The 14,262-nt window shown below is 69.4% G+C and carries 14 protein-coding genes; 7 read left to right on the top strand and 7 right to left on the bottom strand.

Annotation, left to right across the window (positions count from 1 at the left end):
* Positions 1-186: 186 nt before the first annotated feature.
* From KBX21_RS15505 to KBX21_RS15490, 4 genes are all read right to left on the bottom strand, one after another.
* Positions 187-1,839 (bottom strand): cytochrome bc complex cytochrome b subunit, encoded by a 1,653-nt coding sequence (locus KBX21_RS15505; protein WP_049565559.1) that lies wholly within the window; start codon positions 1,837-1,839, stop codon positions 187-189.
* Between the two features lie 3 nt (positions 1,840-1,842).
* Entirely contained in the window at positions 1,843-2,973 is a 1,131-nt protein-coding gene (locus tag KBX21_RS15500) for a ubiquinol-cytochrome c reductase iron-sulfur subunit (protein ID WP_049565562.1), read from the bottom strand.
* The gene (locus KBX21_RS15495; RefSeq protein WP_307869221.1) at positions 2,966-3,808 is read right to left on the bottom strand and encodes a c-type cytochrome; all 843 of its coding nucleotides are present in this window, start codon (positions 3,806-3,808) and stop codon (positions 2,966-2,968) included. Before KBX21_RS15495 ends, KBX21_RS15500 begins: the two co-directional genes overlap by 8 nt.
* A gap of 95 nt (positions 3,809-3,903) precedes the next feature.
* Positions 3,904-4,479 (bottom strand): heme-copper oxidase subunit III, encoded by a 576-nt coding sequence (locus KBX21_RS15490; protein WP_307869220.1) that lies wholly within the window; start codon positions 4,477-4,479, stop codon positions 3,904-3,906.
* A 536-nt stretch (positions 4,480-5,015) separates the two neighbouring features.
* Here KBX21_RS15490 and KBX21_RS15485 point away from each other — a divergent pair.
* From KBX21_RS15485 to trpD, 3 genes are all read left to right on the top strand, one after another.
* Positions 5,016-5,453 (top strand): hypothetical protein, encoded by a 438-nt coding sequence (locus KBX21_RS15485; protein ID WP_049565566.1) that lies wholly within the window; start codon positions 5,016-5,018, stop codon positions 5,451-5,453.
* 18 nt (positions 5,454-5,471) lie between these two features.
* A complete protein-coding gene (locus KBX21_RS26955) occupies positions 5,472-5,603 on the top strand; it encodes a hypothetical protein (RefSeq protein WP_255352538.1) in 132 nt (43 codons plus the stop codon).
* 61 nt (positions 5,604-5,664) lie between these two features.
* Complete coding sequence (gene trpD, locus KBX21_RS15480; RefSeq protein WP_210842320.1) at positions 5,665-6,756, top strand: anthranilate phosphoribosyltransferase; 1,092 nt, start codon at positions 5,665-5,667, stop codon at positions 6,754-6,756.
* A 45-nt stretch (positions 6,757-6,801) separates the two neighbouring features.
* On the opposite strand, the gene KBX21_RS15475 is transcribed toward trpD, so the two are convergent.
* Genes KBX21_RS15475 through KBX21_RS15465 form a run of 3 tightly spaced genes read right to left on the bottom strand, consistent with a single transcriptional unit; the run spans position 6,802 to position 9,646 of the window.
* The gene (locus KBX21_RS15475; RefSeq protein ID WP_017546524.1) at positions 6,802-7,077 is read right to left on the bottom strand and encodes an Lrp/AsnC family transcriptional regulator; all 276 of its coding nucleotides are present in this window, start codon (positions 7,075-7,077) and stop codon (positions 6,802-6,804) included.
* A gap of 48 nt (positions 7,078-7,125) precedes the next feature.
* Positions 7,126-7,890, bottom strand: coding sequence for a rhomboid family intramembrane serine protease (locus KBX21_RS15470; protein WP_049565572.1), 765 nt, complete (start codon positions 7,888-7,890; stop codon positions 7,126-7,128).
* Positions 7,868-9,646, bottom strand: a complete 1,779-nt coding sequence (locus KBX21_RS15465; protein WP_210842319.1) for a DEDD exonuclease domain-containing protein — start codon at positions 9,644-9,646, stop codon at positions 7,868-7,870. The genes KBX21_RS15470 and KBX21_RS15465 overlap by 23 nt, the downstream gene beginning before the upstream one ends.
* 131 nt (positions 9,647-9,777) lie before the next feature.
* On the opposite strand from KBX21_RS15465, the gene KBX21_RS15460 reads away from it, so the two are divergent.
* The 4 genes from KBX21_RS15460 (at position 9,778) to KBX21_RS15445 (ending at position 14,224) form a co-directional block, all read left to right on the top strand.
* Positions 9,778-10,059, top strand: a complete 282-nt coding sequence (locus KBX21_RS15460) for a hypothetical protein (RefSeq protein WP_017546521.1) — start codon at positions 9,778-9,780, stop codon at positions 10,057-10,059.
* Complete coding sequence (locus tag KBX21_RS15455) at positions 10,056-11,465, top strand: NYN domain-containing protein (RefSeq protein WP_049565578.1); 1,410 nt, start codon at positions 10,056-10,058, stop codon at positions 11,463-11,465. The genes KBX21_RS15460 and KBX21_RS15455 overlap by 4 nt, the downstream gene beginning before the upstream one ends.
* Positions 11,466-11,833: 368 nt before the next feature.
* Entirely contained in the window at positions 11,834-12,829 is a 996-nt protein-coding gene (locus tag KBX21_RS15450; protein ID WP_082206222.1) for a C40 family peptidase, read from the top strand.
* Positions 12,830-13,177: 348 nt separating this feature from the next.
* A complete protein-coding gene (locus KBX21_RS15445) occupies positions 13,178-14,224 on the top strand; it encodes a C40 family peptidase (RefSeq protein ID WP_210842318.1) in 1,047 nt (348 codons plus the stop codon).
* Positions 14,225-14,262: the final 38 nt, after the last annotated feature.

The raw sequence follows: 14,262 nt of genomic DNA, 5'->3' as shown, positions 1-14,262 counted from the left end.
GTCGGCCCCCTTCTCCGTGCGCTGACGGCCCCGGAGCCCCGCGCCCACCCAAGGGTGTGCGCCCGGACCCGCGCGCCCCGTAGCGCACCTCTCAGCGACGCCAGGGGCCCCGGGCGCTCCTCCGGCGGACACACGACGGACCCGGCCGCGCGATGCGGCCGGGTCCGTCGTCACGACAGGTGGACCCTAGTGGCCCTTGTCGTCTCCATGAGAGGAGTGGTGCAGGTGGTGGCCGCTGTGGGCCTCCACGCCCTCGAAGGACACGTTGTCCTTCGTGTACCAGTGGGCGAGCGCACGGCGGAGCTTGCCCATGGGCTTGCGGGCCGCCGGGTTCTCCACACCGTTGTCGTCGGTCGCGTCCTCTTCCAGGGCGGTCGAGGTGATGACCGGCTTGCTCTCCAGCACGTGGGTGGTCTCGTCGGAGTTCTCCTTGTGAACCTCGATGAACTCACCGCTGGGCAGCTGCTGGACGATGCCGCTCTCGTAACCGTGCTCCAGGGTCTCCCGGTCACGGCGCTGGAGCCCCAGGCAGATCCGCTTGGCGACGATGTAGCCCACGATCGGACCGGCGATGACCAGAACACGGAAGATGTACGTGGTCAGGTACAGGTCGATCGAGAAGGTCTCCGACAGGATGTCGTTCGACCCCGCGAGCCAGAGCACACCGTAGAAGACGATGCCCGCGACACCCAGACCGGTACGGACCGGGGCGTTGCGAGGACGGTCCGCGACGTTGTGGGCCCGCTTGTCGCCGGTGATCCACTGCTCCACGAACGGCCAGGCGCCCAGGGCGCCGAAGATCAGGCCCGGCACCACCAGACCCGGTACCAGGACCGCGGTCATGATCGGGTAGCCGGCACCGATCGGGATCGTGAAGTCCAGGGTGTTCGGGAAGATCCGCAGCGAACCCTCCATGAAGCCCATGTACCAGTCCGGCTGGAGACCGGAGGTGATGGACGTCGGAGTGAACGGACCGAACAGGTGGATCGGGTTGATCTGTACGAACGCGCTCAGACCGGCGATCACGGCGAACGTGAAGAAGAAGAACCCGCCCGCCTTGACCGCGAACGCCGGGAACATGGGTGTTCCCACCACGGTCTTGTCTGTTCGTCCCTGACCCGGATACTGCGTGTGCTTCTGGTGCCAGAGGATCATGAAGTGCGCGACGATGAGCCCAAGCAGCAGCGCGGGGATCAGCAGCACGTGCAACATGTACAGACGCGTGATGATGTCCTCGCCGGGGAACTCCCCGCCGAAGAGGAACATCGACACGTACGAGCCGACCAGCGGCAGCGCCAGCATCACGCCCTGGAGGATGCGGACACCCATACCCGAGGGCAGGTCGTCCGGCAGCGAGTAGCCGAAGAGGCCCTCGAGCATGGCCAGGGTGAAGATGGCGACGCCGATGAGCCAGTTGATCTCGCGCGGCTTGCGGAACGCCCCGGTGAAGAACACCCGGAGCGCGTGCACCACCAGCGAGGCCACGAAGATCAGCGCGGCCCAGTGGTGGATCTGCCGAACGAGGAACCCGCCACGGACGTCGAAGTCGATGTAGAGGGTCGAGGCGAACGCCTCACTCATGGGAACGCCCTGAAGGCGCTCGTAGGAGCCGTCGTAGACGACCTCGAGCATGCTCGGCTTGAACCACAGTGTGAGGAACACACCGCTGACGAGCAGGATGATGAACGAGTACAGCGCGATCTCGCCCAGCATGAACGACCAGTGGTTCGGGAAGACCTTGCGAAGGTTCTTCTCGCCGGTCTTGGCAAGGTGGAAGCGGTCGTCGATGAAGTTTCCGACGCCGCGCAGCGCCTTGGGAGCTTGCGTGGTCTTACTCATCGACTAGTCCTTCCTGTATTCCCAGAACGTCGGCCCGGTCGGCTCGTTGAAGTCGCCCTTGGCGATGAGGTAGCCCTCGTCGTCGACGCCGATCGGCAGCTGGGGCAGGGGACGGTGCGCGGGACCGAAGACCACCTTGGCGCCGTCCGAGGCGTCGAACGTCGACTGGTGGCACGGGCACAGGATCCGGTGCGTGGTGCGCTCGTAGAGCGCGGCGGGGCAACCGACGTGCGTGCAGATCTTCGAGTACGCCACGATGCCCTCGTGGGTCCAGTTGAGGCGGGTCTGGTCGCTGCCCTCGCGGACCGCGTCGTTCATCCCGCCCTTCCAGTCGTCCTCCGGCATCTTGATGAGCAGGATGACGGACTTGGCCTGGTCGGTGAGGCTGATCCCGTGCGGGTACCGGTCGTCGTCCAGGGCGGGGAGAGCGGAGATCATCCCGTACGGGTCGTTCTCCAGGTCCTCCGCCCTGATCTTGCGGTGGGTGCCCTCGACGTACATGTGCATGCCGTCGACCCACGGGGTCACCTTCATCTGCTCGCCCGGCAGAGGGCCGGTGTCGCGCAGCAGGACGATGGGCGCGATGCCCAGCGGGAGCATGGCCGCGATGAGCGTACGGCGCATGAGCGGCCGCTTGGTGAAGCCGCTCTCGTCCGCGCTCTTCATGAAGAAATCGCTGAACGAGCCCTTCTCCTCCGGGCTGGAGGGAAGCTCCTCGTACGGCGACGCCACCTCGTAGTGCGGCATCACGTTGCGCGCCCAGACCGTCATACCGGCACCGATACCGAACATGGCGATGGTGAGCGTTCCACCAAGCAGCGCGTTCGAGTACTGGCCGATCTGGGGGTCGGCGATCGCGGGCCCCGCAGCCGTGGGCGGGAACAGGAAGTACGAGACGATGAATCCCACACCGCCGAGGAAGGCGATGATGAACCACACCGAGGCGAGCTTCTCGCCGCGGACCTGCTTCTCCTCCGAGTGCTGGTGAGTCTCCGAGGCCAGGTACGGCCCGTTGTGCTCGCTCTCAGCCTTGGCGGAGGTCTCGGTCACCACGTCGGTGGTGTCCGTCGGGGTGCCGACGACGCGCTCATTGGCGTCGTCCCCCGTGTTGTTGTCGTTGTTGTTCTCAGTCATGGGCACGCTGCTTCGCGGTGATCCAGATCGCGCAGGCGATGATCAGGGAGAGACCGACGGTCCACCCGATGAAGCCCTCGGCGACCTGGCCGACTCGGTCCAGGTCGAAGATGCCACCAGCGTTCGGCTCCGCCTGGAGCGTCTTGACGTAGGAGATGAGTTCCTGCTTCTCCTCGGGGGTGACGACGCCGTCGCTGAACATCGGCATGGCGCCGGGTCCGCTGACCATGGCCTCGTAGATCTCACGCGGAGACGAGTCATGGATCTCGGGGGCCCAACGGCCGTCGGTGAGGGCGCCGCCGCCACCGGACCAGCTGTGGCAGTGCGCACAGTTGGTCAGGTAGAGCTTCATGCCCATGTCGGTGTTGCTGGCGCCCTCGATGTAGGCGTCGTACTCGGCCTCGTACTCGGAGAGGGCCTCTTCGTAGGCCTCCTCCTCGTCGAAGTCGGCACGCTGCGGACCGGAGTCGGGCACCTCGTAGGGCACGTCGGCTCCGGCACCGTTGGTCCTGATCTGCGCGTTGTAGTACGCGATCAGGTCCGCCAGATCCTGCTCGGACACGGCCATCGGCTTGCGCGGCATCTGGCTGTCCGGGTCCATCGACGGCATACGACCGGTGCTGACCTGGAAGTCGAGGGCGGCGGGGCCGACCTCGCGCAGGTCGGGACCGTTCAGGTCGGAACCCGAACCGTCCAGGCCGTGGCAGGAGGCACAGGTCTGGTCGAAGATGGTCTTGCCCTGGGCGATGTCCACGTCGTCCGCGGACGGCGCCTCAGCGGCAAGGGTCTGCGCCTGCGCCTGGTCCGAGGTGGGGGCCAGTCCGGCGTACCCCACCCCGAACAGGGCTAGCGCGAGGATGACGACGACATACCCCGCCAGGGGATGCCGTCGCCGCGCGGTAATCCATTTCACGGTTTCCCCGTTTCGGGTTACTGGATGAAGTAGATGGTTACGAACAAAGCGACCCAGACGACGTCGACGAAGTGCCAGTAGTAGGACACGACGATCGCACTGGTCGCCTGCTGGTGAGTGAAGCGCTTCGCGGCGTACGTGCGTCCCAGCATGATGAGGAACGCGATCAAACCACCGATGACGTGGAGTCCGTGGAAGCCCGTGGTCAGGTAGAACATCGACCCGTAGGCGCTCGACTGGAGAGTCAGGCCCTCGTGGACGATGAGCTCGTAGTACTCATACGCCTGCCCAAGGATGAAGAACAGGCCCATGAAGAACGTGATGAAGAACCACATGCGCAGCTTCTTGACGTCGCCGCGCTCAGCGGCCCAGACGCCGATCTGCGCGGTGAAGCTGGAGGCCACCAGGACAACGGTGATCGTGGAAGCCCACGGCACGTTGAGGTGGACGTCCGCCCACTCGCCGAGCTCGGGGTTCCCGTTGGTCACCGATCGGATGGTGAAGTACATCGCGAACAGCGCAGCGAAGAACATGAGTTCGTTGGCCAGCCACACGATGGTGCCAACACTCACCAGGTCAGGACGCTTTGCCACACCATGAGCTGATGCGGTTGCTGTTTTTGGGTTCGCGGTTGCTGTCGCCACGGGAGCATTATTACGGCTTCTCGCGCAGGTCCGTACTCGACCCCCCGTAAGCAGACGGATCGGTCCCGGTATCGACCGGTCTCGGGGGCCGGCACGGCGCTCCCACCGTGACTCGGGCGTTACTGTAGCCGCTCGTGCACCCGGTGTCCGCCTCCGACGCGCCCGCCAGCGCACGAAAGCGCGATCCGGCGCGGTTGAGGCGATCCGTACCCGGCCGGAAGACGCTTCAACCTCTCCCAACCAACGCCAAGGTATCGAAACGATCACCGTTGGACAACGCCGCGCCCAGGGCGGGTTAGCGCGGTCCCGTGTGTCCCTGGCATCCTGTGGTGTCGAAGGTCTCAACGCCTTCACCGGTCCGCCGGCTCCCCCCGGTGCCGGACGGCCCCGAGGCAATACAGTCATAGGCGGAAAGAGCCAACGAACGCCACGGTCGCACCCCCCACGGCGGCGGCCGCGGTCAGACGCGATGGGACGGTTGCGCGATGGTGGTCAGCGGTACGGACACGGGTGCCAGGATGCGCGTGCTGGTCTACAGCGACAAGGCGGACACCCGTGAGCAGGTGCGGACGGCCATCGGCCGCCGCCCCGCCACCGATGTGCCCAAGGTCGAGTTCGTCGAGTGCGCGACGGCGCCCGGCGTCCTGCGCAAGCTGGAGTCCAAGGACCCGGCCGAGCGGATCGACGTGGCCATCTTCGACGGTGAGTCCGCGCCCACCGGTGGGATGGGCCTGTGCCGCCAGGTCAAGGACGAGATCTTCCGCTGCCCGCCGGTGCTCCTGCTGGTGGGTCGGCGCGACGACGGCTGGCTGGCGACCTGGTCGCAGGCCGACCAGGTGGTGAGCCACCCGATCGACCCGGTCGCGCTCGCCGAGTCGCTGGCCGAGCTCATGCGTCAACGCGTCGCGGCGCTCAGCGGCTGATCCGTGGGGTGTGACGAGATGACCGACAGGATGAACGGTGACAGGGACCTGCGCCGTCGCGTCGTGGTGGGCGGAGCCCTCAACCACGGCGCCGACATCGGGCGATGGCGTCGCTCCGACCCGTCCCTCCCTGTCCACCGGAGCCGTTGAGGGGGCGGGCCCGTGCGCCCGCCCCGGCTCCACCTGCCCGTTCTCCCAGGAGTCGAAGTAGATGAACGTCCCCGCCACACCCGAACAGGACCAGAGGGCCTCCGCCGTCGAGGAGCGGACCTGGTCCCACCTGATCACCGCCCTGCTGGGCGGGGTCACCCTCAGCAGCGCCGACACGGCGTGGGCGATGAACGAGATCATGTCGGGCTCGGCGACCGACGCGCAGATCGCGGGCTTCGCGATCGCCCTGCGCGCCAAGGGCGAGAGCGTGTCCGAGGTGACCGGACTGGCGCAGGGCATGCTCGACAACGCGATCCGGATCAGCGTCGACGGCCCCACCCTGGACATCGTCGGTACCGGCGGCGACCGGGCCCACACTGTGAACGTGTCCACCATGGCGGCGATCGTGGCCTCGGCCGCGGGGGCGCGCGTGGTCAAGCACGGCAACCGTGCGGCCTCCTCCTCCTGCGGCACGGCCGACGTTCTGGAGCGCCTCGGTGTGGTCCTGGACCTTCCGCCGGAGCTGACCGTGAGGGTGGCCCGGGAAGCGGGCGTCACCTTCTGCTTCGCCCCGCTGTTCCACCCCTCGCTGCGGTACGCGGCCAAGCCGCGCCGCGAACTGGCGGTCCCCACCGTGTTCAACTTCCTGGGGCCGTTGACCAATCCCGCCCAGCCGACCGCCTCGGCCATCGGGGTCTTCGACGAGCGCATGTGCGAGGTGATCGCCGGGGTGTTCGCGCGCCGGGGCTCCTCCGCGCTGGTGTTCCGGGGGGACGACGGCCTGGACGAGCTGACCACGGCCACCACGTCCACGGTCTGGGTGGTCGAGGACGGCCAGGCTCGCCGTGAGCGCCTGGACCCGGCCGACCTCGGTATCGAGCGCTCGGGGCCGGACGCCCTGCGCGGCGGCGACGTGGAGTTCAACGCCCAGGCCGTGCGGGACCTGGTCGCCGGGCGGCCGGGGCCGGTGCGTGACGCCGTGCTGCTCAACGCCGGTGCCGCGCTGGCCGCCGTGGACGGTGTGGACGGCTCCCTGACCGACGCGGTACGCGCCGGGTACGCCCGGGCCGCGGAGGCGGTGGACAGCGGCGCGGCCGAGCGCCGGCTGGCCTCCTGGGTGGAGACCAGCCAGGGGCTGGCCAAGGCCCTGTAGGGCCCGCCGGGGCCCGCCCTTACAGCGGCGGTGCCCGACTGGGGCTTACCAGCCGATCGCGAAGGCCGACTCCAGGTCGTGCTTGGAGTAGGTCTGGAACGAGATGTGGGTGTCGGAGGAGATCACGCCGGGGACCTTGTTGACGTGGTTGGGGATCACGTCGGCGAGGTCCTCGTGGCGGCGCACCCGCACCATGGCGATGAGGTCGACCCCGCCGGTGACGGAGTAGACCTCGCTGACTCCCTCGATCTCGGCGATCGCCTCGGCGACCTCGGGGATGCGGTGGACGTCGGCCTTGATCATGACGATCGCGGTGATCACTGTGCCTCCTGGGCGGTTCTGTGCGGGGCGGCGCCGGGCCGGGGCGCGCTAGTGGGCGTCGGAGAGCCTGGTCCCCGAGCGCCAGCGCAGCCGGTGGACCACCAGCCCCGCGATCACCCCCGCGATGAACCCGTAGACGTGTGCCGCGTAGGCCACGTTGGTGCCAGCGCCAGGGGCGGTCGAGGATGTGACGTAGAGAAGATACTGAAGTGCGAAGTAGCTTCCCACCACGGCCCACCCGGGCAGACGCATCGGGATGACGCCGAACACCAGTGTGGTGACCCTGCTGCGGAACTGCACCACCAGGTAGGCGCCGAGGACCCCCGAGATCGCGCCGGAGGCGCCGACCATGGGAACGGTCCCGTCGGTGTCGACCAGGGCGAAGCCGAAGGCGGCCACGACCCCGGTGCCCAGGTAGAGGGCGAGGAAGCGGAGCTTGCCGATGCGGTCCTCGACGACCGGGCCGAACACGAACAGGTAGACCATGTTCCCGAGCAGGTGCATGGCGCCCGCGTGCAGGAACATCGAGCTGAACACGGAGAACCAGACGGACTTGCCCGTGATCCCCTCGCAGGTGGGGCTCAGCGGTCCGGCCAGGTCCACCCGGCCCAGCAGTTCGTCGGGGATGGCGCCCCAGCGCATGAAGTAGTCGTCGATCGCGCAGTAGCGCCCGACCGCGTCCGCCGGGTACCAGACGGCGGTGGCCGACTGGGGCGAGACGAGGTAGACGAGGACGTTGACCGCGATCAGCCCGAAGGCGATGACGGGCGCGCGTCGGACGGGGTAGTCGTCATTGAGCGGAAGCGCGGCCATGCGCCCAGTGTGTCATCCCGGTGTGGGCTTCGGCGCTCCGCAACGGGCATGTCCACTCACCTTCCATCTCCACCAGGCGGGTCCCGGGGCGTTCGAGCCAGTCCAGGAGCAGTTCGGTCTCCCCCGCCGTGGCGTTGGGGACCGGACCGAACCCCGGCGGGACCCGCTCGGCGGTGGCGGTGAGGGACTGCAGGAAGGCGGTGGGATCGGTACCGGGCCGCAGGACGGCGCTGGCCGCCAGGCGGCCGTGGCGGACCACCGCGGTCTCCCAGCCGGTGGCTCCGGGGCCGGTCGCGACCAGGTGCGGGACGGCGGCGATCGCGCTGAGCCGCTGGGCGCGCCGTGCCCCGCGCAGGAAGGCGGTGAGGCGGTCGCGCAGGGCAGCCGCCTCCTCGTAGCGGAGTTCGGCCGAGAGCTCCCGGATGCGACCCGTGAGCGCGTCCACGACCACGGCGGGGTCGCCGGTCATCGCGGTGCGGGCGGCGTCGGCGTGCGCGGTGTAGTCGGTCAGCGACTCCGTGCCGTCGCAGGGGGCGCCGCAGCGTCCCAGCTGGGCGAGGACGCACGGTTTCACTCCGTTCGGGACCACCCGTGGTCGGGTGTCGCCCGCGCCGTGTTCACGTTCCTTCGGCACCTCGACGCTGAAGGTGTGCGTGCACTGGCGCAGCGGGAGGGCGTGCAGGATCGCTTCCCTGGCCTCCTCGGCTGCCCGGGGCGAGGGGTAGGGGCCGATGTAGGGGGCGCCGTCGTCCTTGATGACGCGGACCACGGACAGGCGCGGCAGCGCCCCGGGGGTGAGCGTGACCCAGGAGGCGCGCTCGGGGTTGCGGGAGCGGCGGTTGAACGGCGGTTTGCGCTCGGCGATGATGCGCAGCTCGCGGACCGAGGCCTCCAGCTCGGTGGTGCACACGATGGGGGTGACGCCCTCGACCAGGCCGGCCATCTCCCGGATGCGTCTTCGGGACTCGGCTGCGGTGAAGTAGGTGGCGACCCGGCGCCGCAGGTTGTTGCTCTTGCCGACGTAGAGGCTCTCGCCCCGGGCGTCGGTGAACACGTAGACGCCGGGGCGTTCGGGCAGGTCCTCGGCCAGGTGGCGGCGGGCCCGCTGGGCGCGGCTGGCGGGTTTGTTGACCGCCCGCAGCTCCTCCAGGCTGGTCACCCCCATGGGCGCGAGGCGGGTCAGGAGGCCGTTGAGCACGTCGACGGTCGCGCGGGCGTCGTCCAGGGCCCGGTGGTTGGGGGTGGTGGGGGCGCCGAAGTAGGCGGCGAGGGTGCCCAGGCGGTGGTTGTGGACCTCGGGCCGGAGCAGGACCGCGCGGGCCAGCCGCAGGGTGTCCACGACCGGGTAGCCGGGCCACTCGATGCTCTCGCGTTCGCAGGCGGCCTTGAGGAATCCGGTGTCGAAGGGCGCGTTGTGGGCCACCAGGACGGTGTCGGGTTCGGCCTCCAGGAAGGCCAGCAGGTCCGGCAGCGCCCGGGTGATGGGCGGGGCGGTGGCCACCATCGACTGGGTGATACCGGTCAGCAGGGTGATGTTGGCCGGGATGAGCATGCCGGGGTCGACCAGGGTCGTGAACTCGCCGGTCACCCGGCCGTCGCGGACCCTGACCGCGCCGATCTCGGTGATCCGGGACCGGGAGGCACTGGTGCCGGTGGTCTCCAGGTCAACGACGACGAAGGACACCCCGGCCAGCGGTGTGCCCAGGTCCCCGATGCTGGTTTGGACGCCCTGGGGCGCCACGGACTGTCGAACCACGCGGTCAGGTTAGTCGGGGCCCACGACCAAACACTTCCGGACTACGGTCAGGCGCGCCCGACATGGAAAGATGTGGGTGACGGGACGGCAGAGGCCGCCGCCCCGTGAAGAGGACGACGCAAGGAGGAACCGTGGGGATCGCGATGCCGGGTGACAGTGAGCGTTGGCGATGCACCGGGTGCGGGAACCTCACGCGGTTCGACGTGACCCGGACGGTCCGTTCGCAGGACTTCGTGCACCAGGAGTTGTCCGGTGTCGGAGCGGTCGAGGAGCGCACGGTGCTCTCCGAGACGGTCGAGCGGGTGAAGTGCCGCTGGTGCGGCGCCACCGACAGTGTGGAGATCGTCCCCCGCCCCGACGCTGACTCGTCGGTCTCCGACGCATCGGCGGAGAGCCCGACGGGTCGGGCATGAGCGCCCGCCCGGAGACGGGCGGCTCCGGTGGTGACGACGGCGACCGCACCCCCGGGGCGGTGAACCACGAGGAGAACGAGGAGTCGGTGCCCTCGGAGGAGGGCGGGGAGCGGCTGCGCCGTCCCCTGCCCGAGCCGGTGCGCGCCCGTGTCGTCGAGTACGGCTCCGACGTGCTCGGCGGGATGCGTTCCTCCGACCTGCCCCCGGTTCTGCGCCGGGTCGCCAAGTTCGAGCCCCGCCGCCGGGCGCGACTGGCCGGTCCGCAGATAGCCGCGCAGTTGGAGAACGACCACGGTTTCCGTGGCAAGGTCGCCGCCCGGGTGGAGCAGGTCTGGCCCGAGCTGGCCGAGGGCATGCGCGCGGGGGTCGTCCCGCCCGCCGCCGACCCGGTGGCGGTGGCGGCCAGCGCCTACCTCCTGCGTCCCAAGGGGTGGCCGGAGATCATCGAGGGCGTCCACGAGGAGCTGGAGCGTCAGACCAGCGCTCGGGAGGTGGACGAGGCCGCGGAGGCCCTCGACGACGTCCGGCGACGCCTGGAGGAGACGCAGCAGGGACACCAGGCGGAGCTGGAGCGCCTGCGCGGACAGATCGGCGAGCAGCGCACCGAGATCGCCGAACTGCGCCGCAAGGTGCACAACGAGCGCCAGCGCGCCAGGAGGGCGGTGGACGAGGCGGAGCGGGTGGTGTCGGAGACGACCGACCGGCGACACGAGAACGAGAGCCAGGTCAGTGCCCTGGAGGTGGAGAACCGCAGGTTGCGGTCCCGCCTCGCGGACGCTGAGGCCCAGGTGGAGAACGCCCGCCGCGCGGTGCGCACCGGCCGCAACGCCGACGAGGCCCGGCTGCGCGTGCTGCTGGACGTGCTGGTGGACGCCTCACACGGTCTGCGACGCGAGCTGGCGCTGCCCACGTCCCTGGACAGCCCGGCCGATCTGGTGGCGGAGGCCCAGGAGGAGCACCGCCGGGTGTCGCTGGGCGGCCTGCCCGACGACGCCCCCGGTCTGCTGGAGCGCCTGCTGACGGTTCCTCGGGTGCACCTGCTGCTGGACGGCTACAACGTCACCAAGACCGGCTACGGGACCCTGCCGCTGGCTGACCAGCGCACGCGGCTGCTCTCGTCGCTGGAGGGGTTGGCGAGCCGGACCAAGGCGGAGATCACCTGTGTGTTCGACGGCGCCGACGTGGAGGCCCCACCGGTGACGCCCAGCCGCCGGGTGCGGGTGCTCTTCAGCGCGCCCGGGGAGATCGCCGACACGCTGATCGTGCGGCTGGTGCGGGCCGAACCGCCCGGCCGACCGATCGCGGTGGTCACCTCCGACAAGGAGATCGTCTCGGCGGTCAGGCGGGTGGGGGCGCGCGCGGTGCCGTCCACGGTCTTCCTGCGCCACCTGGAGTCGCACTCCTGAGCGCCCCCGGGTCCGGTGCGTGTCCTCGGCCGCGTCGTCTCGGCTGAGAGTCTCACCACGCGCGTGGGCGCGCCGGGCCCGTCGACCCTCCCCTCCCACCTGGTCGGTCCGCGCCTCGCGCGCCGGAAAGCACGGTGTCCGGGGCGGGGTCTCGCGGGTGCCGTGGTTGAGGCGCGCAGGCCGTTCCGCTAGGTTCTTCCAGGAACGTGAGTGCCCTGTCGGATAGAAGGCCGCCCTTGTGCCTCCCCAGGCCGACCGGGACCCGCACACTCTCGTGAGGCCCGTGCCCACACACGGGTTCCCCCCGATTTCCTTCCGTCTCCCAGCACCCCATGCGGACTTTTCTACCTCAAGGAGCGTGGACCGCCATGAAGAACTCCGGTGGTCGGCGTACGGCTCGCCGAATCGCTACGACCGGTCTCGGTGTGGTCGCCGCCGGTACCTTCATCGCCCCCGGCATCGCACACGCCGAGCCGACCCAGGACGAGGTCGAGGACCGGATCGAGGAGCTGAACCAAGAGGCTTCCACCGCGGTCGAGAACTTCAACCAGGCCGAAGAGGACTACGAGGCGGCCAAGGCCGCCTTCGACGAACTCGACGGCCAGGTCGGTGACGAGCAGGAGCGCTACGACGATCTGCGGGAGAAGGTCCAGCAGTTCGCCAGCGCCACCTACCAGGGCGGCGAGCTCAACTCCACCGCCAACGTCCTGACCTCCGACGGTCCCGAGGCGCTGCTGGAGCAGAACGCGGACCTCAACTACCTGTCGGACACCCAGCAGACCCAGCTGGACGACTTCGGCGAGTCCGCCGAGCGCCTGTTCGCGCTCAAGGACGAGGCGGAGAAGGCCCTCGAGGAGGCCGAGAAGGCCAAGGACGAGGCCGAGGAGGCCAAGGACGAGGTCGAGGAGGCCATCGAGGAGCAGCAGGAGATCCTGGCCCAGTTCCCCGACTCCGACGCCTCGGCCGAGGGCGGCGACGACAGCGGCGGGCAGAGCCACGGCGGCAGCGGCAACGCCTCGTCGGCCCTGGACTTCGCCTACGGGAAGGTCGGCCTCCCCTACGTGTGGGGCGGCACCGGGCCCAACGGCTACGACTGCTCCGGCCTGGTCCAGGCGTCCTGGCGCGCGGCCGGGGTGGACCTGCCCCGTACCACCTACGGGCAGGCCGACGTGGGTACCCGTATCTACGACATGAGCGCCGTCCAGCCGGGTGACATCCTGTTCTTCTTCGGCGACCTGGGACACAACGGTCTGTACGCGGGCAACGGGCAGATGGTCCACGCCCCGAGCAGCGGCCGCAACATCGAGGTCGTCGGCCTGGCCGCCTACTGGGGCGGTCAGTTCCAGTTCGCCGTGCGCCCCTGATCCTGCAGTCTCACCTGAGGCCGCCGTCCCGCACCGGGACGGCGGCCTCTCGCGTGGAGGGGATCGCTCCCTCCGCCAAGCGGCTTTTTGGGACAGGCACCCGGTTTTCGGACACTCCTCGTCTTCCAGCAGAATGTCACGAAACAGTTGAGAGCTTCCTGACGAATGCACTAGTGTTCATCGCCGAGCGCGGTTGCTCCTCATTCACCACCCCCCGGTGGTGACAGCCGCGCCCGGGTCGGGCACACCCCCACACCGTTTCGGCCACCCTCTCTGGCCCGAGGTTCCCCACCCGGTGCAGTCCCTTGTTCCCCGTATCGCCTGGGACAAGGGGAGAAAGGTGCTTCAGTGTCTGCATCCCGTGGCGAACGCCAACGCCGTACAGCGGTCATCGCCTCCCTCGCCATCGGAGCCTTCCTCCTCCCCGCCGCCGTGGCCCACGCCGAGCCCACGTCCGAGGAGGTCCAGGAGGAGATCGAACGCCTCGAAGAGGAGTTCATCGAGCTCAACGCGACCTACAACGAGGCCAAGGAGGCCCACGAGGCGGCCGAGGAGAAGCTCGAGGGCATCCTCGCCGACGTCGAGACCGCCGAGAAGAAGGTCGACTCGCTCAGCAGCGGCGTTCGCGCCCTGGCCAACACCACCTACACGGGCGTGGACCTGACCTCTCCCGCCCAGCTGATCGGGGCCACCGGTCCCGAGGAGGCCCTGGAGCACCAGGCGGACCTCACCTACCTCTCCGAGCAGCAGCACGAGAGCCTCTCCCAGTACATGGAGGAGCTCGAGCACCTGGAGGGCCTGCGCGGCGAGGCCGAGTCCACGGAGGAGGCCGCGGCCGACGCCCTGGAGGAGGCCGAGGAGGCCACCGAGGCTGCGGAGGAGGCCATCAGCGAGCAGGAGGAGATCCTCTCCGAGCTGACCGCCGAGGAACAGGCCGCCGCCACCGAGAACGTCAGCAGCGACGCCGGCGGGGGCAGCGAGAGCAGCGGCGGCGGAGGGGGCGGTGGTGGTGGCGCCAACTACACCGGTCCGGCCACCGGCAACGCCCAGACCGTGCTGAACTTCGCCTACCAGCAGGTCGGCAAGCCCTACGTCTGGGGCGGCACCGGACCCAACGGCTACGACTGCTCCGGTCTCACCCAGGCAGCCTGGGGCCAGGCCGGCGTGAACCTGCCGCGCACCACCTACGACCAGATCAACGCGGGCCAGCGCGTCTCCTGGGAGAACATGCAGCCCGGTGACCTGATCTTCTTCTACGGGCCCAACCCGAGCCACGTCGGTCTGTACGCGGGTGACGGCGTGATGGTGCACGCCTCCACGTCCTCCCGACCCATCGGCACGGTCCAGCTGAGCGACTACTACCGCTCCAACTTCGTCGCGGCGGTCCGCCCCTAGGCAGCCGGACGACCCACGACCGAGGAACCAGCGAGAGG

Origin of the sequence: Nocardiopsis sp. B62, assembly GCF_018070675.1 — a bacterium.
Classification (GTDB): Bacteria; Actinomycetota; Actinomycetes; order Streptosporangiales; family Streptosporangiaceae; genus Nocardiopsis; species Nocardiopsis prasina.
This window is presented reverse-complemented; position numbering and strand designations above follow the sequence as displayed.

Excerpts from the sequence above, each read along its gene's own strand:
- KBX21_RS15505 (WP_049565559.1), bottom strand. The coding sequence starts at position 1,839 with ATGAGTAAGACCACGCAAGCTCCCAAGGCGCTGCGCGGCGTCGGAAAC.
- KBX21_RS26955 (WP_255352538.1), top strand. The coding sequence starts at position 5,472 with ATGACCGACAGGATGAACGGTGACAGGGACCTGCGCCGTCGCGTCGTG.
- trpD (WP_210842320.1), top strand. The coding sequence starts at position 5,665 with ATGAACGTCCCCGCCACACCCGAACAGGACCAGAGGGCCTCCGCCGTC.
- KBX21_RS15470 (WP_049565572.1), bottom strand. The coding sequence starts at position 7,890 with ATGGCCGCGCTTCCGCTCAATGACGACTACCCCGTCCGACGCGCGCCC.
- KBX21_RS15485 (WP_049565566.1), top strand. The coding sequence starts at position 5,016 with ATGGTGGTCAGCGGTACGGACACGGGTGCCAGGATGCGCGTGCTGGTC.
- KBX21_RS15500 (WP_049565562.1), bottom strand. The coding sequence starts at position 2,973 with ATGACTGAGAACAACAACGACAACAACACGGGGGACGACGCCAATGAG.
- KBX21_RS15455 (WP_049565578.1), top strand. The coding sequence starts at position 10,056 with ATGAGCGCCCGCCCGGAGACGGGCGGCTCCGGTGGTGACGACGGCGAC.
- KBX21_RS15450 (WP_082206222.1), top strand. The coding sequence starts at position 11,834 with ATGAAGAACTCCGGTGGTCGGCGTACGGCTCGCCGAATCGCTACGACC.